The 21,203-nt window shown below is 75.1% G+C and carries 12 protein-coding genes; 10 read left to right on the plus strand and 2 right to left on the minus strand.

Annotated elements, in window-relative coordinates:
- The first annotated feature begins 181 nt into the window (after positions 1-181).
- The 5 genes from ACIGW4_RS17620 to moeZ all read left to right on the plus strand — a co-directional run bounded on the left by ACIGW4_RS17620 (position 182) and on the right by moeZ (position 6,652).
- Entirely contained in the window at positions 182-1,843 is a 1,662-nt protein-coding gene (locus ACIGW4_RS17620; RefSeq protein WP_399581372.1) for a glycosyltransferase, read from the plus strand.
- 583 nt (positions 1,844-2,426) lie between these two features.
- Positions 2,427-3,515, plus strand: a complete 1,089-nt coding sequence (locus ACIGW4_RS17625; protein WP_399581632.1) for a hypothetical protein — start codon at positions 2,427-2,429, stop codon at positions 3,513-3,515.
- A 189-nt stretch (positions 3,516-3,704) separates the two neighbouring features.
- Positions 3,705-4,676, plus strand: coding sequence for an NAD(P)-dependent oxidoreductase (locus ACIGW4_RS17630; RefSeq protein ID WP_093874194.1), 972 nt, complete (start codon positions 3,705-3,707; stop codon positions 4,674-4,676).
- On the plus strand, positions 4,664-5,410 hold the full coding sequence (locus ACIGW4_RS17635) for a spherulation-specific family 4 protein (RefSeq protein WP_123455294.1): 747 nt from the start codon (positions 4,664-4,666) through the stop codon (positions 5,408-5,410). The genes ACIGW4_RS17630 and ACIGW4_RS17635 overlap by 13 nt, the downstream gene beginning before the upstream one ends.
- A 63-nt stretch (positions 5,411-5,473) precedes the next feature.
- Positions 5,474-6,652 (plus strand): adenylyltransferase/sulfurtransferase MoeZ, encoded by a 1,179-nt coding sequence (moeZ, locus tag ACIGW4_RS17640; protein WP_123455295.1) that lies wholly within the window; start codon positions 5,474-5,476, stop codon positions 6,650-6,652.
- Between the two features lie 81 nt (positions 6,653-6,733).
- Here moeZ and ACIGW4_RS17645 read toward each other — a convergent pair whose 3' ends face one another.
- Both ACIGW4_RS17645 and ACIGW4_RS17650 read right to left on the minus strand, forming a co-directional pair.
- Positions 6,734-8,314 carry an alpha/beta hydrolase gene (locus tag ACIGW4_RS17645; protein WP_123455296.1) on the minus strand — a complete coding sequence of 527 codons (1,581 nt, stop codon included), beginning with the start codon at positions 8,312-8,314 and terminating at the stop codon, positions 6,734-6,736.
- A gap of 92 nt (positions 8,315-8,406) precedes the next feature.
- Positions 8,407-11,052: a lysylphosphatidylglycerol synthase transmembrane domain-containing protein gene (locus ACIGW4_RS17650; RefSeq protein ID WP_123455297.1), complete on the minus strand. Its 2,646-nt coding sequence runs from the start codon at positions 11,050-11,052 to the stop codon at positions 8,407-8,409.
- A gap of 171 nt (positions 11,053-11,223) precedes the next feature.
- On the opposite strand from ACIGW4_RS17650, the gene ACIGW4_RS17655 reads away from it, so the two are divergent.
- The 5 genes from ACIGW4_RS17655 (at position 11,224) to ACIGW4_RS17675 (ending at position 21,183) form a co-directional block, all read left to right on the plus strand.
- Entirely contained in the window at positions 11,224-11,589 is a 366-nt protein-coding gene (locus ACIGW4_RS17655; RefSeq protein WP_123455298.1) for an MGMT family protein, read from the plus strand.
- A gap of 176 nt (positions 11,590-11,765) precedes the next feature.
- Entirely contained in the window at positions 11,766-15,224 is a 3,459-nt protein-coding gene (locus tag ACIGW4_RS17660) for an ATP-dependent helicase (RefSeq protein ID WP_398707354.1), read from the plus strand.
- A 120-nt stretch (positions 15,225-15,344) separates the two neighbouring features.
- Complete coding sequence (locus ACIGW4_RS17665; RefSeq protein WP_399581379.1) at positions 15,345-16,157, plus strand: hypothetical protein; 813 nt, start codon at positions 15,345-15,347, stop codon at positions 16,155-16,157.
- Positions 16,158-16,290: 133 nt separating this feature from the next.
- Entirely contained in the window at positions 16,291-19,755 is a 3,465-nt protein-coding gene (locus ACIGW4_RS17670; RefSeq protein ID WP_399581381.1) for a UvrD-helicase domain-containing protein, read from the plus strand.
- Between the two features lie 9 nt (positions 19,756-19,764).
- Positions 19,765-21,183, plus strand: a complete 1,419-nt coding sequence (locus ACIGW4_RS17675) for a dipeptidase (RefSeq protein ID WP_398707359.1) — start codon at positions 19,765-19,767, stop codon at positions 21,181-21,183.
- Positions 21,184-21,203 lie beyond the last annotated feature (20 nt).

Here is a 21,203-nt window from a genome sequence, read left to right on the forward strand (position 1 = left end):
GCGCCCCCCCCCCGCCCCCCGCCCCCCCGGCCCCCGCCCCCGCCCCCCCCCCCCCCCCCCCCCCCCCCCCCCCCCCCCCCCCCCCCCCCCCCCCCCCCACCGGTGTATCCGCTTACGTTCTTCCCGCTGCGAGTCACCGGGCCGACGGTGACCGCCGTCCAGGGAGATCGGGGGTGCACGCGTGCGGATCGGACTGCTCACGGAGGGTGGCTACCCGTACGCCACCGGTGAGTCCGGACGCTGGTGCGAACGGCTCGTGCGCGGGCTCGGACAGCACCGGTTCGACCTCTACGCCCTCGGCCCCGCCGGCACCCCGCGACCCCTGCCGCCCAACGCCCGCGTCGCCCGCACCGCCGACCCCGGCGGCCCCGACGGAGCCCCGGCGGCCTCCGGAGCGTGGAGCCTCCGCGCGCCGCGCGCCGCCCGCCGGGCCTACGGACGCCACGAGCGGCGCCGCTTCACCGAGGCCTACCACCGGCTCGCCACCGGACTCTGCGCCGAGCACGACGAGGGCGAAGGGAACGGCGAGGGCGGCACCTCCTTCGCCGAGGGGCTCTACGCCCTCGCCGAACTCGCCCGCGAGCGCGGCGGACTGCCCGGAGCGCTCCGCTCCGACGACGCCGTCCGCGCTCTGGAGGCCGCCTGCCGCGCGCCCGGCGCACGCCGGGGCGCGGCCGCCGCCGGACTCCCCGACCACCTCGCCTTCGCCGAGCACCTGGAGCGGGCCCTGCGCCCCCTCTCCCTCGACTGGTACGAGGACGACGCGCTCGGCGCCGCCGACCTCTGCCACGCCGCCGCCGGGGGCACCACCGCCCTCCCCGGCCTGCTGGCCAAACGCTTCTTCGGAACCCCGCTGCTCGTCACCGAGTACGGCGTACCGCTGCGCGCCCACTACCTCTCCGCCGCCGGCGCCGACCGCTCCGCCCCCCTGCGCGCCCTGCTCGCCGCCCTCCACGGCCGGCTCGCCGGCGAGGTCTACCGGCAGGCCGCCCTCCTCACCCCCGGCAACGCCCACGCCCGCCGCTGGCAGGAGAAGTGCGGCGCCGACCGGGCCCGCATCCGCACCGTCCACCCCGGCATGGCCGCCGAACGCTTCGCCGAGGTCGGCGAGGACGAGGAGAGCGGCGACCCCGCCACCCTCGTCTGGGTCGGCCGCGTCGAACCCGCCAAGGACCTCGTCGGCCTGCTCCACGCCTTCGCCGAGATCCGGGCCCGCCAGCCGGACGCCCGGCTGCGGATCGTCGCCGTGCCCGAGCGCGAGCCGTGCGGCGCCGGCTACCTCATCCACTGCAAGGGGCTCGCCGCCCAGCTCTTCCCCGACGAGGCCCCCGGGGCGCACGCCGTCGGCGAGAACCCCGTCACCTTCGAGGAGCTCGGCGGCCCCGAGGCGCCCACCCTGGAGGACACGTACGCCTCCGGCGCGCTCGTCGTCATGTCCAGCCTCGTCGAAGGCTTCCCCGCCAATCTCGTCGAGGCGATGTTCTGCGCGCGGGCCACCGTCTCCACCGACGTCGGCGCCGTCGTCGAGATCATCGGCGGCACCGGCCTCGTCGTCCCCCCGCGCAACCCCCGGGCGCTCGCCGACGCCTGCCTCGCGCTGCTCCGCGACCCCGAGCGCCGCCACCGGCTCGGCGCGGCCGCCCGCGCCCGCGCGCTCGAACTCTTCACCGTCGAACAGAACCTCGCCGCGTTCCGCGGCATCTACCTCGAACTCCTCTCCCACGCGCCGGTGCGCCACCGCCCCGGGGACGGCGTCCCCTTCGCCCACCCGGCCGAGGCCCACGTGCCCGGCAGCTGGGCGCCCAAGACCGTGACCGCGGGGACGGGAGCCCCCGATGCCTGAAGGAGGCACCCCCATGCGCGGCTCCGCCGCCCCGACGAGCCCCGGAGCCTGGGACGCCCGCTCCGAAGCCCTCCTCGGCACCCCCGCCCTCACCGCGGCCGGCACCCTCGACCTGCGCGGCCCCGCCCCCGACGACCCCGTCGACCCCGCCCCCGCCGGGATAGCCCCGCCCCCGGAGGCGTCCCTCACGCCGCCCCCGTGCCCGGGCACGGCCTGGGACGCGCCGGAGCCGATGCCGGACCCGGCGGCGGGGGAGCGGCCGGACCCGGCGGCGCCGGGCCGGCGGGCCGCGCCCCTGTCGGATGCGCCGGTCCCGACGGACCCCGGGCCGGGCCCGAAGGGCCCCGACCCGTCCCCGGAGCCCACCGGGCCGACCGGTCAGGCCGGGCAGGTCGGGCCGACTGGTCAGGCCGGGCAGGTCGAGTCGCACGAGGAGACCCGCGCGAAGGACCACCCCGCCGCCGCGGACGCCACCGAGCCCTGGCCCGCGCCGACTGCGGCCGGCCCCGCGCCGGCCGGCCCTGTACCGGCTGGTCCCGCTGCGGCTGCACCCACCAGTCCCGCCACGGCCGCACCCGTCGGCCTGGCCACGGCCGCACCCGCCGGCCCCGCCGCGGATGCCTCCGCCCGCCCCCGGAGCCGGCGCGGGCAGGCCGACCCCGTGAAGGTGCTCATGCACCGGCACCGGGAGCTCTGCGAGCGGGCCGTCGATCCGCTGGAGATCGCCGCCGGTCTCGAAGCGCAGGGGTTCACCGACCGGACCGCCGCGCGGTTCCGGCACCGGGACGTGTTCTCGCTCGCCGAGGAGCTGTACGCGCGCGTGCCCCGCGGACAGGAGGGGCCCGTGCCCGTCGCGGAGCCGGAGCGGGCCCGGGCGCCCTGGGCGCTCGCCGCCCTCGCCCCCGGCGGGGCCGCCGGGCTCGCGGCCCTCGGTCTCGCCCACGGCCACGGGCCCGTCCGGCTCGCCGTCGGCGCCGCCGGGGCCCTCACCCTCGGCGGGGCCCTGCTGCTCGCCGTCCGGCAAGGTCCCTTCCGCGCCCCGGACGGCGGGACCGTCCCCGCCGCCCGGCTCTGGACCCTCTGGCTGCTGGCGTACGCGATCGGCGGCGACGGACTCCTGGACCAGGTCCTCACCGGCGGCCCCGACGGGCCCTGGGAGATCACCCCCGCGCCCGTCCTGGGCCTCGCCCTCGCCGTCGCCCCCGCCGCCTGGGGCGCCCACCTCTTCGCCGGCCGGGCCCGCCGCCGGATCGCCGACAGCCGGGGCCTCGCCGACTTCGCCGCCGCCGTCCGGCCGCTGCTCCTCGGCACCGTGACCCTCCAACTCCTCGCCCTGGCGGGCCTGCTCGCCCTCACCGGCTTCAGTGCCGGAGCCCTCGCCCTCGGGGCGCTCCTGCTGCTCGCCCGGCTCCACACCGTCCACGGCCACCCCGAGACGGCCGCCGCCGTCCTCGCCGCGGCCTGCGCCGGCGAGGTCCTCGCCCTCGCGAGCGTCCTCGCCGCCCGCGTCCCCCTCCCCGGCTTCGACGCGCTCGCCGCCCCGGTGCGCGCCCTCGTCGCGGCCTGGGGCCCCGGGGCCGTACCCACCCTCGTCTGCGGCGCCGCCGCGCTCGGCCTGCTGGCCCACGCGACCGGCGCCCTCGCCCGGGCCTCGGCCCACGCCACCCCGTGACAGCCCCCCGCCGGGCCGGCGGCCACAGCCGCCCCCACCCCGCCGGGCCTTCCGTGAAGAACCTCTTCGCACCCGCGGAGCCGACGCCGCGGGCGTGCCCCGTCACCTCTCTCATCACCTCGCAAGGAGAACGAAGATCATGACCCCCCGAATCCAAGGACCGGCCGGTCGGCACGTAGGGGCCGCACGATGAGGGTGCTACTGCTCGGAGCCAACGGCTTCATCGGACGCTTCGTCGCCGACCGGCTGCTCGCCGACCCGGCCGTCCACCTCACCGCGCTCGGCCGGGGCGACGACGCCGACGTGCGCTTCGACCTCGCCTCCGGCAGCCCCGGCGCGCTCACCCGCTTCCTGGACGCCGTCCACCCCGGGGTCGTCGTCAACTGCGCCGGAGCCACCCGGGGCGGCGCCCGCGAACTGACCCGGCACAACACCGTCGCCGTCGCCACCGTCTGCGAGGCCCTGCGCCGCAGCGGCTGCGGGGCCCGGCTCGTCCAGGTCGGCTGCGCCTCGGAGTACGGTCCGAGCCAGCCCGGCTCCTCCACGGCCGAGGACGCGATCCCGCGCCCCGGCGGCCCGTACGGCGTGTCCAAGCTCGCCGCGACGGAACTCGTCCTCGGCTCCGGCCTCGACGCCGTCGTCCTGCGGGTCTTCTCCCCGGTCGGCCCCGGCACGCCGGCCGGCTCCCCGCTCGGCCGCCTCGCCGAGGCGATGCGCCGCGCCATGCAGGCCGGGGACGGTGAGCTCAAGCTCAGCGGCCTCGGCGTGCAGCGGGACTTCGTCGACGTACGGGACGTGGCGCGGGCCGTCCACGCCGCCTCCCTCTCCGCCGCCCAGGGCGTCGTCAACATCGGCACCGGCCGCGCCGTCAAGCTCCGGGACGCCGCCGCCGTCCTCGCCCGGGTCGCCGGCTACTCCGGCAACCTGCACGAGCTGGACGCCCCACACGGCATCCCGCAGCGCCCGATGATCGGCGCCCCCCGCACCGAGGGGACCATCGCCGACCAGCTGGCCTCCGCCCCGTACCCGTACCCCGACGGCTGCGGGCCCTGGCAGCAGGCGGACGTCCGCACGGCCCGCGACCGGCTCGGCTGGCGGCCCCGGATCAACCTGGAGGAGTCCCTCGCCGACATCTGGATGGAGGCGGCGTGTCGCATCTGACGGGGACCACGGCCACCGGGGCCGTCCAGGCGCTCGGATTCGGCGTCCCGGGCTACGCCCATCCGCTGCTCGCCCCCGTCGAGTGGGCCGAGCTGACCCGCCCCGGGACCCCGCTGCACTGGGCGGTGCTCAACGTGGCGGAGGGCCCCGGGACCCGCCCCGACCCGCACTGCCTGGACGCGGCCGGAAAGCTGCGGAACGCCGGGGTGAAGGTGCTCGGGCACCTGGACCTGGCGCGCGGCTCCCGGCCCTTCGGGGAGCTCGTCTCGGACGCCCACCGCTTCCTCGACTGGTACCGGGTCGACGGTTTCTACCTGGACCGGGCCCCCGTCGACCGGGCGGACCTGGCCGGGACGAGGCGGCTCACCGCGGCCCTGGAGGCCGTGCTCGGCGGCGAGGCCCACCTCGTCCTCGGCCACGGCACCCACCCCCATCCGGGGTACGCCGAGGCCGCCGACCAGCTGGTGACCTTCGCCGGCCCCTGGGTGGACTACCGCTGGTCGCAGGTGGCGGAGTGGACCGCCGAGTACACGGAGGCCAAGTTCGTCCACCTCGTCCACGGGGTGCCGCGCACCCACCTGGACGAGGCCCTGCGGATCGCCCGCTGGCAGGGAGCGGGGACGATCTTCTTCACGGACCGCGCGGGCCGACCGGGACAAAGCGCCCCATTCCAATCGCTGCCCGGCTACTGGGACGAAATCGTCTCGCGGATCGGAACGGGTGTCTCGGAATGAGAAGGGGCGTGGCAGTGTTACGGGGAGAACAACCGTACTGACATACCGACCATCGGAGACTCCGTGTCGCTGCCACCCCTGGTCGAGCCGGCTTCCGAGCTCACCGTAGACGAGGTCCGCAGGTACTCCCGCCACCTGATCATCCCGGATGTCGGGATGGACGGACAGAAGCGGCTGAAGAACGCCAAGGTGCTCTGTGTGGGCGCCGGCGGTCTCGGTTCCCCGGCCCTGATGTACCTGGCCGCAGCCGGCGTGGGCACCCTCGGCATCGTGGAGTTCGACGAGGTCGACGAGTCGAACCTCCAGCGCCAGATCATCCACAGCCAGGCCGACATCGGCCGCTCCAAGGCCGAGTCGGCGCGCGACAGCGTGCTCGGCATCAACCCGTACGTGAACGTGATCCTTCACGAGGAGCGGCTCGAGGCCGACAACGTGATGGAGATCTTCGGCCAGTACGACCTGATCGTCGACGGCACCGACAACTTCGCCACCCGTTACCTGGTGAACGACGCCTGCGTGCTGCTGAACAAGCCGTACGTCTGGGGCTCGATCTACCGCTTCGACGGCCAGGCGTCCGTCTTCTGGTCCGAGTACGGCCCCTGCTACCGCTGCCTCTACCCGGAGCCCCCGCCGCCGGGCATGGTCCCCTCCTGCGCCGAGGGCGGCGTCCTGGGCGTGCTCTGCGCGTCCATCGGCTCCATCCAGGTCACCGAGGCCATCAAGGTCCTGGCCGGCGTGGGCGACCCGCTGGTCGGCCGGCTGATGATCTACGACGCCCTGGAGATGCAGTACCGCCAGGTCAAGGTCCGCAAGGACCCCAACTGCGCGGTCTGCGGCGAGAACCCGACCGTCACCGAGCTCATCGACTACGAGGCCTTCTGCGGCGTCGTGTCCGAGGAGGCCCAGGAGGCGGCGCTCGGCTCGACGATCACTCCTAAGCAGCTCAAGGAGTGGATCGACGCGGACGAGAAGATCGACATCATCGACGTCCGCGAGCCGAACGAGTACGAGATCGTCTCGATCCCGGGCGCGCGGCTGATCCCGAAGAACGAGTTCCTGATGGGCAACGCCCTCCAGGACCTCCCGCAGGACCGGCGGATCGTCCTGCACTGCAAGACGGGTGTCCGCAGTGCGGAAGTCCTCGCGGTGCTCAAGTCCGCGGGCTTCGCGGACGCGGTCCACGTCGGCGGCGGCGTGATCGGCTGGGTCCACCAGATCGAGCCCGAGAAGCCGGTCTACTAGGACGCACCACGGAAGGCCCCGGGCCCGCAGCTGCGGGCCCGGGGCCTTCCGCGCGCCCCGGCCCTCCCGTGCACAGGGCCGTCACTTCTTGCAGACCGTGCCCGAGGCCGGGACCTTGCCCGCCAGCAGGTAGTCGTCCACCGTCTTCTTCACGCACGTGCTGCCGCCGTTGTACGCGCCGTGGCCCTCGCCCTCGTACGTCAGCTCCACCCCGACGCCCTTGCCGAGCGCCTTCACCATGGCCCGGGCGCCCTCGTACGGCGTGGCCGGGTCGCCGGTGTTCCCGACGACCAGGATCGGCGCCGAGCCCGGCGCGGAGACGTCCGGGTGCTCCCACCCTCCCGGCACCGGCCAGTTCGAGCAGCTCGCCAGCGCCCAGCCCATGAAGTCGCCGAAGACGGGGGAGGCCTCGCGGAACTGGCCGAGCCGCTCCTTCGCCTGCCCGAGGGTGTAGCGCTCCTTGAAGTCCACGCAGTTGATGGCGGTGTTGGCGGCCTGGATGTTGCTGTACGAGCCGTTCTCGCCGCGCCCGTTCATCGAGTCGGACAGGGAGAGGAGCAGCCCCCCGTCGCCGCCGTCGGCCGCGTCGAGCCCCTGCTCCAGGTACGGCCAGAACTCCTTCGAGTACAGGGCCTGCGCGATGCCGTTGGTGGCCTGCGTCTGGGTCAGCTTCCGGTCGCCGATCCCGGCGATCGGCTTCTTGTCGAGGGCCGCGAGGAGGTCCGTGATCCCCTTCTCGATCTCGGCGACGCTGCCGCCCGGCAGTGCGCACTCGTCGCCGCGGTCCACGCAGTCCTGGGCGAAGTTGTCCAGCGCGAGCTGGAAGCCCTTCGTCTGGCCGAGGGCGCCCTCCTCGACGCCCGCGTCCGGGTCGACGACCCCGTCGAAGACGGCCCGGCCCACGTTCTCGGGGAACATGTGGGCGTAGACGCCGCCGAGTTCGGTGCCGTACGAGATGCCGAAGTAGTGCAGCTTCTCGTCGCCGAGGACCTGGCGCATCAGGTCCATGTCCCGGGCCGCGTTCTCCGTGCCGACGTGCGGCAGGGCCGCGCCCGCGTCCCGCTCGCAGCCCTTCGCGTACCGCTTCTGCGCGTCGGACAGCGTCCGCTCCTCGGCGGCGTCGTCGGGCGTGAAGTCCAGGGCGTAGTAGGCGTCGAGCTCCTTGTCGGTGGCGCACTCGACGGGGTCGCTGCGGCCGACCCCGCGCGGGTCGAAGGAGACCAGGTCGTAGCGGCCCCGCAGGGACTCGTAGTCGCCGGCGAAACCGGGCAGGCCGGTGACCCCGGAGCCGCCGGGCCCGCCGAAGTTGAAGACGAGCGAGCCGATCCGCCGGGCGCTGTCCTTCGCCCTGGCCCGGATGAGGGCCAGTTCGATCCTCTCGCCGTCCGGCGCCGACCAGTCGAGCGGCGCCTGGAGGAAGGAGCACTCCCAGGGGGTGCCCCCGGGCAGCGGTGAGGGCGACGGCCCGCCGCCCTCGGCGGCGGACGGCGCCGGGCAGGGCGCCCAGGACAGCTTCTGCGCCTTCAGCGCCGCGAGCCCGCTCGCGCTGGCGGACGCCTTCACCGGGCTCGCCGCCCCGTCTCCCCCGTCCGAGCAGCCGGCGGCGAGCAGCACGGTGGCGGCGGTGAGCAGAGCGGCGCGCTGGGCGGGGGAGATCGGCATAGGCCCATCGTGGGCCGCCGCCCGCGCCGCCGCGCGGGACGGGGGTCCAAGCGGGTGGCGGAGGAAAGGGCCCGCCGGTCGCGCCACGGGCCCTACAGGGCCTCCCGCTTGGTCAGCCAGTTGAAGCAGAGCCACCCCGGCAGCACCGGGATCCACAGCGTCAGCAGACGGAAGAGGAGCACCGCCGGGGTCGCGACCTCGATCGGCAGGCCGCCGACGGTGACCAGGCCGACGGTGAGCGCGCCCTCGACCGCGCCGACACCGCCCGGGGTGGGCGCCGCCGAACCGAGCGCGTTGCCCGCGAGGAAGACGACGGCCACGGTCGCGTAACTGATCGTCTGGTTCCCGTGGCTGAAGGCCCGGATCGAGGCGTCCAGACAGAGGACGAACACGAAGGTCAGGAACAGCATCCCGCTGATGCCGGTCGCCAGCTTCACCGGCCGCTGGAGCACGTCCAGCATGCGGGGCACCACACCGGCGAAGAGCGAGCGCAGCCGCGTCGACACGAACTTGCGCATGAACGGGATCGCCGTCACCACCAGGACGAGCACCGCGACCGTCAGGAGCCCGGCGATGACCGTCCTCGACGGGGTGAAGGACTGCGACTTCTCCGTGCCCGTCAGATAGCCGAAGGAGAGCAGGAGCAGGATGTGCGCCCCGAGGCCGAAGAGCTGCGAGGCGCCGACGCTCGCCACCGCGAGCCCCGGGCGCACCCCCGAGCGCTGGAGGAAGCGGGTGTTCAGGGCGACGCCGCCGACCGCCGCCGGGGCGACGATCTTCACGAAGGAGCCGGCGACCTGCGCCACCACCGTCCGCCAGAACCCGACCCGCTCGGGCACGAAGCCGAGCAGGCTCATCGCCGCCGCCACATAGCTGAGCGCCGAGAACAGCACCGCCGCCGCCACCCACCGCCAGTCCGCCTCGCTGATCGTCGACAGCGGCGTACGGGCGATCTGCGAGAGCAGGAAGTACGCGGCGACCGCGCCCGCGATCAGGCTGACCAGGGTCCGCGGCTTGATCCGCTCCAGCCGGACCGGCTCCACCGGGGCCTGCGGGCGGATCAGCAGCACCTGCTGCCGGATCTGCGCGAGCAGGTCCTCCTCGCGGGCCTCGTCCAGGGCGGTGTCGAGGGCCCGCTTCTCGGCCTTCTTGTCCGCCTTCTTCTCGGCCTTCGTCTCCGCCCGTACGGCCTTCCGGTCCGCGGCCGCCTCGGCCTTCGCGAGCTCCCGCTCGTGCTTGGCCGCCTCCGAGGCCGCGAGCACGGCCTCCCGCTCCCGCGCGGACCGCTCCCGCGCCCGCTTCCGCAGCGTCGCGCGGGTGGAGCGGCTCAGCGCGATCGGCTGGAGCAGCGGCAGACAGTCGGCGACGGTGTCCGGGCCGAGGACCTCGACGGCCGCGGCGACCGCCCGCTCCGCCCCGACCCGCAGACCGAGGGTGGTGAGCAGCTGGGCGACGTCCATCCGCAGGACGAGGTCGCCGGCCGCGATCTCGCCGCCCCGCAGATCGGTGAGGATCACCCTGCCGGAACGATCCACCAGGATCGCGTCCCCCGTGAGCCGGCGGTGCGCGATCCGGCGTGACTGCAGCGCCCGGACCTGCCGCCAGGCGCTGCGGACCAGCTCGTCGGTGATCTCGGCGTCGTCGAGGGAGTCCAGGCTCCGGCCGCCGCTGTGCTCGTACACCAGCATCACCGCGTCCGGGCCGAGCTCCGAGGTGGCGATCAGCTTGGGCGCGTTCGCCCCGGCGGCGATCGCCGCGTACGCGAGGAGCGCCTCCTGCTCCAGGGCCTGGCGCAGCGAGACGATCGAGCGGCGGGTGGTGATCGTCCGCAGGGTGATCCGCCGCCACGCGCGGTAGAAGAAGCCGTGCGCCTGCTGCTCCCGGTCGACGACGGTGACGTCGAGCGGTGGCCCGTCCTCCAGGGTCACGATGTAGCGGCGGCCCCGGTCGGCGCTGTCCGCCGAGTCGGGCACGCCCTCGGCGCGCATCGCGGTCACCGGCCGGAAGCCGACCCGGCGCAGGCCGGCGAGGAGGGTCTGGCCGGTGGGCCGGACGTTCGGCGAGCCGACGGCGTACAGCGTGCCGTACGCCACCGTCCAGCCGATCAGGACGGTCAGGATGATCGAGAGGGCGGTGGTGTAGCCGGCCACCAGCATCGTGAACGCGTCGAGCAGCAGCACCACCCAGAGCGACACCCGCCAGCGGGGCCTGCGGGCCATGCCGACGGCCGTCATGTACGCGATCACGGGCGCGAGGTAGTTGTGCACCGGGTCCGTGAGCCCGCCCCCGGACTGCGGCTGGGTCAGCGCGTCCTGGACCGTGCCGGGCGCGGCCTGGGCGACCCACAGGTCGGTGGCGAGGGTGACGCCGTGCGCCAGGACGGCGGCGAGGACGCCGTCCGCGATGCGCAGCCCGTCCCGTTTGATCAGCCGCTCGATGGCGAAGGCGACCGGCACGAGCAGGACGGCGATGGACGAGACGAGACCGGCGATCTTGACGAAGACGTCCGGGGTGCCGGTCGCCCCCTTGTTGATGTCCTGCTCCAGACCCGAGGTCGTGGCGTGGGCGAACGCGGCGACGGCGATGACGAGCCCGATGGCGAGCAGGCCGACGAGCAGCCGCATGAGGTCGGAGGGCCGGTGGACGCGGGCGGCGAGCAGCGGCTCGTCACCGGAGACCCGCTCGGGCACGTCGGGCCGGGCCCCGCCGGGAGGCTGCGTGTCCTGCCCCATCACCATGTCCGTCTCTGCATGCGCGTCTTGTCGATCTCGTTCTGGTACGTCTTGTTCTGGTACGTGTTCTTGTACTTGTCGCTCTTGATCTCGTATCACCAGTCACCGCCCGCACGATGGTGGCACGAAGAGCTGCCGCGCGGAGGCATCAGGGCCATGTCGGTGGGGTGAGGCAGGATGGGGCGGATGAGCGTGGAGGAGCCCGTGGGGGAGACCGGAGAACTGCCCGAGTACGCGGAGCGGGTGCTCGACGTCGCCGACGGGATCCCTCCCGGCCGCGTCATGACCTACGGCGACGTGGCCGAGTGGCTCGGCGAGGGCGGGCCGCGCCAGGTCGGCCGGGTCATGGCCCTGTACGGCGGGACGGCCCCCTGGTGGCGGGTGGTCCGCGCCGACGGCACGCTGCTGCCCGGCCACGAGCTCCGGGCCCTCGACCACTACCGCGAGGAGGGCACCCCGCTGCGCGCGGCGGGCCCGGCGGCCGAGGGGCACGTGCCGAGGATCGACATGCGCCGGGCCCGCTGGGACGGAACTCACACTTGAGGGAGCGGCCCCGGTCGGCCCGGGTGGGGCGGGCCCGCGAGGGTGGACGCGGTGCGGAGTACGGCTTGTCGGCGGCGCGCTTCGCGTAACGTCTTCGCTCGCGTCTCCCGAGGCGGCGGCCACGGCACACGGCCGCCTCACCCGCACCACCACACCCACCAGGACCGGCGAACCACGTGAGCTCCTCCTCCACCACCCGGCGTACACCGCCGCACCAGGGACAGCCGTACCCGGGGCCGGGACGGCAGCGGACCCCGGGCGCGTACCGACTGGTACGCACCACGCCGGCCCCGCTGGATCCCCCTCAGCTGGACGCAGTCCAGCGGGAAGTGGTTGACCACACCGACGGACCTCTCCTCGTCCTCGCCGGACCCGGCACCGGCAAGACGACCACGCTGGTCGAGGCGGTCGCCGCCCGCATGGAGAACGGCGCCGATCCCGAACGCCTCCTCGTCCTCACCTTCAGCCGCAAGGCCGCCGTCGAACTCCGCGACCGCATGGCCGGCCGGCTCGGCGGCCGCCGCCCGCCGCAGGCGACGACCTTCCACTCGTACTGCTACGCCCTCATCCGCGCCCACCAGGACGCCGAGCTCTTCGCCGAACCCCTCCGGCTGCTCTCCGGACCCGAGCAGGACCTCGCCGTCCGCGAACTGCTCGCCGGCCAGATCGACCTGGAGAAGGCGGGCCTCGGCCGCGTCGGCTGGCCCGACGAACTCCGCGCCTGCCTCACCACCCGGGGCTTCGCCGACGAGGTACGGGCCGTCCTCGCGCGCTCCCGCGAACTGGGCCTCGGACCCGACGCCCTCGCCCGCTTCGCCGAGCGGGTCGGCCGCCCCGACTGGAAGGCAGCGGCCGGCTTCCTCGCCGAGTACCTCGACGTCCTCGACCTCCAGGGCGTCCTCGACTACGCGGAGCTCGTCCACCGGGCCGTACCGCTCGCCCGGGACGCCCGCACGCCCGCGTACGACGCGATCTACGTCGACGAGTACCAGGACACCGACCCGGCACAGGTCCGGCTCCTGCACGCGCTCGCGGGCGACGGCCGGAGCACGGTCGTCGCCTTCGGCGACCCCGACCAGTCCATCTACGCCTTCCGCGGCGCCGACGTGAACGGCATCCTCGACTTCCCGTCCTCCTTCGCCGGCGCGGACGTCCGCGTCCTGCGCACCTCGCGCCGCTCGGGTACGGAACTGCTCGGGGCGACCCGGCAGCTCGCCCGGCGCATGCCGATGCCCCGGCTCCCCGCCGACCAGGTCCGCGCCCACCGCGAGCTCGCCCCGACGCGGGACGGGGGACGGGCGGAGGCGTACACCTACCCCACGGCCTCGGCGGAGGCCGAGAACATCGCCGACCTGCTGCGCCGCGCCCACCTGGAGGACGGCGTCCCCTGGCAGGACATGGCCGTCCTCACCCGCGCCGCCGCCTCCCTCCCGTCCCTCCGCCGGGCCCTCACCTCGGCAGGCGTCCCCGTGGAGACGGACGCGGCGGACACCCCGCTCCGCCACGAACCGGCGGTCGCCCCGCTGCTGCTGGCACTGCGGGCGGTGGCGGGCGCCACGCCCTCCGCGACCCCGGTGGTGGGCACGCCCTCCTCGGCCCGGGTTGTGGGCAGGCGTTCCGCAGGGGCGGAACGGGTGGGCACAACCCACGACGGCGCCGCACCGACCCCGGACAGCGAGTCCCAAGACGCCACGCCCGCGCAGGGCGGCGACCCCGCCCCCGCCGCGGCGGACACCCCGGACGCACCCGTCGCCGAAGCGACCTGGCTCCCCGTCGAGACCGCACTCGAACTGCTCGCCTCCCCCCTCGCGGGAGTGGACCCCGCCGACCTGCGCAGGCTGGGCCGCGCCCTGCGCGACGAGGAGCGGGCGGGCGGGAACAAGGTCCCGCCCCCCTCCGACGTCCTCCTCGCAAGGGCACTCGCGCAGCCGGAGCGCCTCGTCGCGCACGACCCCGCGTACGCCAAGGGCGCCCAGCGCCTGGGGCGGCTCCTCCAGGAGACCCGCGCGCTCCTCGACGCCGGCGGCACCGCCGAGGAGGCCCTCTGGGTGCTCTGGCAGGGCACCCCCTGGCCCGGCCGCCTGGAGCGCGCCGCCCTCCGCGGCGGCCCCGCCGGGCGCAACGCCGACCGCGACCTCGACGCCGTCTGCGCCCTCTTCGAGACCGCCGCCCGCGCCGAGGAGCGCGTCGGCGGCCGGGGCGTCCTCAACTTCCTGGAGGAGCTCGACGCCCAGGACATCGCCGCCGACACCCTCACCCGCCGGCACACCCGTCCGGACGCCGTCCGCCTGATGACCGCACACCGCTCCAAGGGCCTGGAGTGGAGCCTCGTCGTCGTCGCCGGCGTGCAGGAGGGCCTCTGGCCGGACCTCCGCCGCCGGGGCTCCCTCCTGGAGGCGGACCGCATCGGCCGTGACGGCCTCGCCGAGCCCCTCAGCCCCGGCGCCCTCCTCGCGGAGGAGCGCCGGCTGTTCTACGTCGCCACCACCCGCGCCCGCGACCGGCTCGTCGTGACCGCCGTGAAGGCCGCGGCCGAGGACGGCGACCAGCCGTCCCGCTTCCTCACCGAGTTCGGCGCCGAGCCGAAGGACGTCCCGGGCCGCCCGCGCCGCCCGCTCGCCGTCTCCGCCCTGGTCGCCGAGCTCCGCGCCACCACCGTCGACCCGGAGGCCTCGCCCGCGCTCCGCGAGGCGGCCGCCGAGCGGCTCGCCCGGCTGGCCGCGCTCACGGACGAGGACGGCCAGCCGCTGGTCCCGGCCGCGCACCCGGACCGCTGGTGGGGCCTGTTCGAGCCGACGCGCAGCGCGGCACCGCTGCGCGACCGCGACCGGCCGGTGGCACTCTCGCCGAGCTCCCTGGAGAACCTGGTCTCCACCTGCGCCCTCCAGTGGTTCCTGGGCCGGGAGGTCAAGGCGGCGGCCCCGGCCACCGCCGCCCAGGGCTTCGGGAACGTCGTCCACGTCCTCGCCGACGAGGTCGCCTCCGGGCGCACCCCGGCCGACCTCGACGTCCTCATGGCCCGGCTGGACTCCGTGTGGGACGCCCTGGCCTTCGACGCGCCCTGGAAGTCGGCCCAGGAGAAGCAGCACGCGCGCGTGGCCCTCGAGCGCTTCCTGAGCTGGCACGTCATGGACCGCGGCGGCCGCACCCCCGCCGCCTCCGAGCACGGTTTCGACGTGACCCTGGCGGCGGGGGAGTACGAGGTCCGCATCCGGGGCTCCATGGACCGCGTCGAGACCGACGAGCACGGGCGCGCGTACGTCGTCGACTTCAAGACCGGCAAGTCCGCTCCCACCAAGGACGAGGTCGCCCACCACCCGCAGCTGGCCGTCTACCAGCTCGCGGTGCGGGAGGGCGCCCTCGACGAGGTCTTCGGCGGCGACCGCCCGGAGCCTGGCGGCGCGGAGCTCGTACAGCTGCGGCAGGCCGCCCCGAAGAAGGAGGGCGGCGACGCGCTGCCCAAGGTCCAGGCGCAGGAGCCGCTGACCGGGGAGTGGGTCGGCGAGCTGCTCGCCAACGCGGCGGGCCGGGTCCTCGACGAGCGGTTCACCCCGAGCACCGGTCAGCACTGCGCGACCTGCTCCTTCCGGGCTTCGTGCAGCGCGCAGCCGGAGGGCCGCCAGGTCGTCGACTGAGCCCGGCCCCCGGCCGGGCGGCAGGCCCGCGCGTGGACCCCGCCCCCGGCCCGGTAGCGGGCACGCGTGCGTGGGGCGACCCTGGTGGGACGGCCCGGGGGAATCAGCGAGGAGGCTCGCATGACGTCCCAGTCCCACCGAAAGTTCCGCGCCGCGGCCGTCGTCTGCGCGGTCGCCGTCGTCACGGCTCCCGCGCCGGCCGCGGCCTGGGCGGCGACGGACCTCCCGGCCGCCGTGCCCGCCGTGGCCGCGCCGTCCCCCGACCCCTTCTCCGGCCTCACCGCCGACGAGATCGGCGACCGGGCCGTGACCGCCACCCAGTCCGCGACGTCCCTGCGCATGACCGGCCGGGTCGTCAGCGAGGGGCAGCCGCTCGACATCGACTTCGCCGTCAACGACAGCGGCGAGTGCACCGGCCTGATGAAGATCAAGGGCGGCACCGCCGAACTGCGCCGGGTCGACCGCATCACCTACATGAAGGGTGACGAGGCCTTCTGGCGGGCCTCCATGGCCTCCCAGGGCATGCCGGAGGCGCAGATCACGGCCACCCTCGAACTGATCAAGGACCGCTGGCTGAAGATCGCCCCGGGGCAGGCGGGCAGCCAGGACCTCGGCGGCGTCTGCGACCTGAAGTCGCTCCTCGCCGACCTGGGCAAGGACAAGGAACGGCGCAGGGGACTGACCCGGGGGCCGGACGGCAAGGTCGACGGGACCCCCGTCGCGACCCTGGTGAAGAAGAAGGCCGGCGGCGAGACGACCACCGTGTCCGTCTCGGAGCAGGGCAGACCGTACATCCTGAAGATGGTCAGGAAGGGCGGCAAGGAGCCCGGCACCCTCGTGCTCTCCGACTACGACAAGCCGGTCGACGTGAAGACCCCGCCGCCCGGCGAGACGGTCGACCTCTCGAAGCTCGGCCAGGGCGCGTCCGCGTAGAAGTCGGCCAGGGCGCGTCCGCGGAGAAGTCCGCCAGGACACGTCCGCGTGGACAGCGCGTGGACAGCGCGTGGAAGCGCAGGTGGGGGCCGTGCGGGGCCGGAGTGTCGGACGGCCCCGCTAGCCTCTTCCGGTGACCGCACGCATCACCGACCCCGAGCAGCTCAAGGAGCTCCTCGGCATCCCGTTCACTCCGGAGCAGACGGCCTGCATCACCGCGCCGCTCGCCCCGCAGGTCGTCGTGGCCGGAGCCGGCTCCGGCAAGACGACGGTGATGGCCGCCCGGGTGGTCTGGCTGGTCGGCACGGGCCAGGTCGCCCCCGAGCAGGTCCTCGGTCTCACCTTCACCAACAAGGCGGCGGGCGAGCTCGCCGAGCGCGTCCGCACCGCCCTCGTCCGCGCCGGCGTCACCGACCCCGACGTCATCGACCCCGAGAACCCCCCGGGCGAGCCCCGCATCTCCACCTACCACGCCTTCGCCGGGCAGCTCCTGACCGACCACGGCCTCCGTATCGGCCTGGAGCCCACCTCCCGGCTCCTCGCCGACGCCACCCGCTACCAGCTCGCCGCGCGCGTGCTGCGCGAGGCCCCCGGCCCGTACCCCGCGCTCACCCGGTCCTTCCCGACCCTCATCACCGACCTGCTCGCCCTCGACGCCGAGCTCGCCGAGCACCTCGTGCCGCCCGAGCGGCTCCTCGCGTACGACTCCGAACTCCTCACCGCCCTCGCCGGCGCCAAGCTCAGCAACGCCGAACTGCGCAAGGTCCCCGAGGCCTCCGCCGCCCGCCGCGAACTCCTCGACCTCGTCGTCCGCTACCGCGCCGCCAAGCGCTCCCGCGACCTGCTCGACTTCGGCGACCAGATCGCCCGCTCCGCCGAGCTCGCCACCACCCGGCCCGAGGTCGGCGCGATCCTCCGGGACGAGTTCAAGGTCGTCCTCCTCGACGAGTACCAGGACACCTCCGTCGCCCAGCGCCTGATGCTCTCCGGCCTCTTCGGCCAGGGCCCCACCGGCCGGAGCACCGGACACGCCGTGACCGCCGTCGGCGACCCCTGCCAGGCCATCTACGGCTGGCGCGGCGCCTCCGTCGCCAACCTCGACGACTTCCCCGAGCACTTCCCGCACGCGGACGGCAGCCCCGCGAGCCGCTACTCCCTCTCCGAGAACCGGCGCAGCGGCGGCCGCCTCCTCGACCTCGCCAACGGGCTCGCCGCCCCCCTGCGGGCCATGCACGCGGGCGTGGAGGCGCTGCGTCCCGCCCCGGGCGCCGAGCACGACGGCAGCGTCCGCATCGCCCTCCTCCCCACCCACGCGGAAGAGATCGACTGGCTCGCCGACTCCCTCGCCCACCTCGTGCGGACCGGCCGCGAGCCCGGCGAGATCGCCGTCCTGTGCCGCACCGCCACCGACTTCCCCGCCATCCACGCGGCCCTCGTCGCCCGTGACGTCCCCGTCGAGGTCGTCGGCCTCTCCGGCCTCCTCCACCTGCCCGAGATCGCCGACCTCGTCGCCGTCTGCGAGGTCCTCCAGGACCCGGGGGCCAACGCCTCCCTGGTCCGCCTCCTCACCGGCCCCCGCTGGCGCATCGGCGCCCGCGACCTCGCCCTCCTCGGCCGCCGCGCCCGCCTCCTCGTCCACCGGGGCGGCGAGGAGACGGACCCCGAGCAGCGGCTCGCCGCCGCCGTCGAGGGCGTCGACCCGGCCGAGGTCGTCTCCCTCGCCGACGCGCTCGACACCTTCCTCGACTCCGGCGGCACCGACGACGGCCTGGCCTTCTCCGCCGAGGCCCGCGTCCGCTTCGCCCGCCTCGCCGCAGAGCTGCGCGCCCTGCGCACCTCCCTCGCCGACCCGCTCATGGACGTGCTGCACCGCGTCCTCTCCGCGACCGGCCTGGAGGTCGAGCTCTCCGCCTCCCCGCACGCGCTCGCGGCCCGCCGCCGCGAGACCCTCGGCCAGTTCCTCGACGTCGCCGCCGGCTTCGCCTCCCTCGACGGCGAGGCCGGCCTCCTCGCCTTCCTCGGCTTCCTGCGCACGGCCGTCCAGTTCGAGAAGGGCCTCGACAGCGCGCTGCCGGGCGGCGAGAACACCGTGAAGGTCCTCACCGCCCACAAGTCCAAGGGCCTCGAATGGGACGTCGTCGCCGTCCCCGGCCTGGTCGCGGGCCAGTTCCCGAGCGCCCGGGCCCGCGAGTCGTGGACCTCGCAGCCCCAGGTGCTCCCGCACGCCCTGCGCGGCGACGCGGCGACCCTGCCGGACATCGACACCTGGGACGCCAAGTCCCTCGCGGCCTTCAAGAACGAGATGCGGGACCACCAGCACACCGAGGAGCTCCGCCTCGGCTACGTCACCTTCACCCGCCCCCGCTCCCTCCTCCTCGGCTCCGCCCACTGGTGGGGCCCGGCCCAGAAGAGGCCCCGCGGCCCCTCGGACTTCCTCCGCGCGCTGTACGACCACTGCGCGGCGGGCCACGGCGAGATCGAGGCCTGGGCGGACGAACCGGAGAAGGACGCGCAGAACCCGTCGCTGACAGAGGCGGGGAAGGACCAGGCCTGGCCGCTGCCGCTGGACGAGGAGGCGTTCAAGCGCCGCAAGGAGGCGGCGGAACAGGTGAGGGCCCGGTTGCGGGCGATCGTTCCGCAGGGCGAGGGGGGCCACCCCCGCTCGGGCGAAGCCGAGAGCTCGGGGGAGGGCGGGCACAAGCCCCCGAGCACGGCGCCCGACCTCCCGGGCCCCGACCCCGAGGACCTCTGGCCGGACGAGGAGGAGCCGATCTGGGACGAGGAGGAGCCCGTCTGGGACGAGGAGGAACTCCCGGAGGACCTCCACAAGGACGCGATCCCCGCGCCCCGGGAGGAGCCCCGGTCCTCGGAGCCGTACGAGGAGCTCACCCCCGAGGACAAGAAGACCCTCGCCTCCTGGGACAGGGACCTCACCGCCCTCACCGCCGAACTCCGCCGCGCCCGCGCGACGACCCGGGACGTCCTCCTCCCCGCGTACCTCTCCGCCTCCCAGGTGCTCCGCCTCGCCGCCGACCCCGACGGCTTCGCGCAGGAGCTGGCCCGGCCGATGCCGAAGGCGCCGCAGCCCGCGGCCCGCCGGGGCACCCGCTTCCACGCGTGGGTGGAGTCCCGCTTCGAGGAGCTCCCGCTGCCGTTCCTCGGCCCGGAGGACCTCCCCGGCGGCGAGGACTTCGCGGGCGAGCCCGAGATCCTCGACGAGCGGGACCTCGACGAGCTCAAGGAGGCCTTCGCCCGCACCCCGTACGCCCACCGCACCCCGTACCGCGTCGAGGTCCCCGTGCACCTCTCCCTCGCGGGCCGGGTCGTCCGGGGCAGGATCGACGCCGTCTACCGGGACCCGGAGTCCGGCGCGTACGAGATCGTCGACTGGAAGACCAGCCGGGACCGCTCCGCGGACCCGCTGCAGCTCGCGATCTACCGGCTCGCCTGGGCCGAGCAGCACGGCCTCGCGCCCGAGGAGGTGGCCGCCGCCTTCGTGTACGTCCGAACGGGTGAGGTCGCCCGTCCGACCCGGCTGCCCGGCCGCGCCGAGCTGGAGGCCATCCTGCTGGGCGGGGCACCTCCGGGTGCCGGATAGGCTCGGGGCATGAGCGAGACCCCGGACAGCGTCGTCCGCACCGTACGCACGTACGTCGAGCAGCACCGTGCCGCCTTCCTCGGCGACCTGGCCGAGTGGCTGCGCATCCCCTCCGTGTCGGCCCAGCCGGAGCGGGCCGGAGACGTGCGGCGCAGTGCCGAGTGGCTCGCCGCCAAGCTGACGGAGACCGGTTTCACCACGGTCGAGATCTGGGAGACCGCCGGAGCGCCCGCCGTCTTCGCCGAGTGGCCCTCCGGCGACCCGGACGCCCCGACCGTCCTCGTCTACGGTCACCACGACGTGCAGCCCGCGGCCCGCGAGGACGGCTGGCACACGGACCCGTTCGAGCCGACGGTGGTCGACGGCCGGATGTACGCGCGCGGGGCCGCCGACGACAAGGGGCAGGTGTTCTTCCACACCCTCGGCGTCCGCGCCCACCTCGCCGCCACCGGCCGCACCGCGCCCGCCGTCAACCTCAAGCTGATCGTCGAGGGCGAGGAGGAGTCCGGCTCCCCGCACTTCCGCGCGCTCGTCGAGGAGCACGCCGGGCGGCTCGCCGCCGACGCCGTGATCGTCTCCGACACCGGCATGTGGTCCGAGACCACCCCCACCGTCTGCACCGGCATGCGCGGGGTCGCCGACTGCGAGATCGAGCTGTACGGCCCCGACCAGGACATCCACTCCGGCTCCTTCGGCGGCGCCGTGCCGAACCCGGCCACCGTCGCCGGCCGGATCGTCGCCGCCCTCCACGACGAGCACGAGCGCGTCGCGATCCCCGGCTTCTACGACGGCGTGACGGAACTCACCGAGGCCGAGCGGGCCCTCGTCGCCGAGCTGCCCTTCGACGAGGAGGCCTGGCTGCGGACGGCCAAGTCCCACGGCACCCTCGGCGAGGCCGGCTTCACGACCCTGGAGCGGGTCTGGGCCCGTCCCACCGCCGAGGTCAACGGCATCGGCGGCGGCTACCAGGGCCCCGGCGGCAAGACGATCGTCCCCGCCTCCGCCATGCTCAAGCTGTCGTTCCGGCTCGTCGCGGGCCAGGACCCGGCCAAGATCGAGCTCGCGGTACGGGACTGGCTCGACGGGCTCGTCCCCGCCGGCATCCGGCACGAGATCGTCTTCGGCGCCCCGACCCGCCCCTGCCTCACCCCCCTCGACCACCCCGCCCTCAAGGCGGTGGCCGGGGCCATGAGCCGGGCCTTCGACGGCGCCAAGGTCCGCTACACCCGCGAGGGCGGCTCCGGACCGGCCGCCGACCTCCAGGACGTCCTGGGAGCGCCCGTCCTGTTCCTCGGCATCTCCGTCCCGTCCGACGGCTGGCACGCTCCCGACGAGAAGATCGAGCTCGATCTCCTCATGAAGGGCGTCGAGACGACCGCGCACCTGTGGGGCGACCTGCCCGCCGCCTTCCACAGCGCCGCCCGCTGAACCCACACACCGACCGGGGG

This window comes from Streptomyces sp. NPDC053513 (assembly GCF_044544765.1).
Lineage (GTDB): Bacteria > Actinomycetota > Actinomycetes > Streptomycetales > Streptomycetaceae > Streptomyces > Streptomyces litmocidini.

Coding starts and splice junctions, on each gene's coding strand:
- ACIGW4_RS17630 (WP_093874194.1), top strand. CDS start 3,705: ATGAGGGTGCTACTGCTCGGAGCCAACGGCTTCATCGGACGCTTCGTC.
- ACIGW4_RS17645 (WP_123455296.1), bottom strand. CDS start 8,314: ATGCCGATCTCCCCCGCCCAGCGCGCCGCTCTGCTCACCGCCGCCACC.
- ACIGW4_RS17650 (WP_123455297.1), bottom strand. CDS start 11,052: ATGGTGATGGGGCAGGACACGCAGCCTCCCGGCGGGGCCCGGCCCGAC.
- ACIGW4_RS17655 (WP_123455298.1), top strand. CDS start 11,224: ATGGGGCGGATGAGCGTGGAGGAGCCCGTGGGGGAGACCGGAGAACTG.
- ACIGW4_RS17665 (WP_399581379.1), top strand. CDS start 15,345: ATGACGTCCCAGTCCCACCGAAAGTTCCGCGCCGCGGCCGTCGTCTGC.
- ACIGW4_RS17675 (WP_398707359.1), top strand. CDS start 19,765: ATGAGCGAGACCCCGGACAGCGTCGTCCGCACCGTACGCACGTACGTC.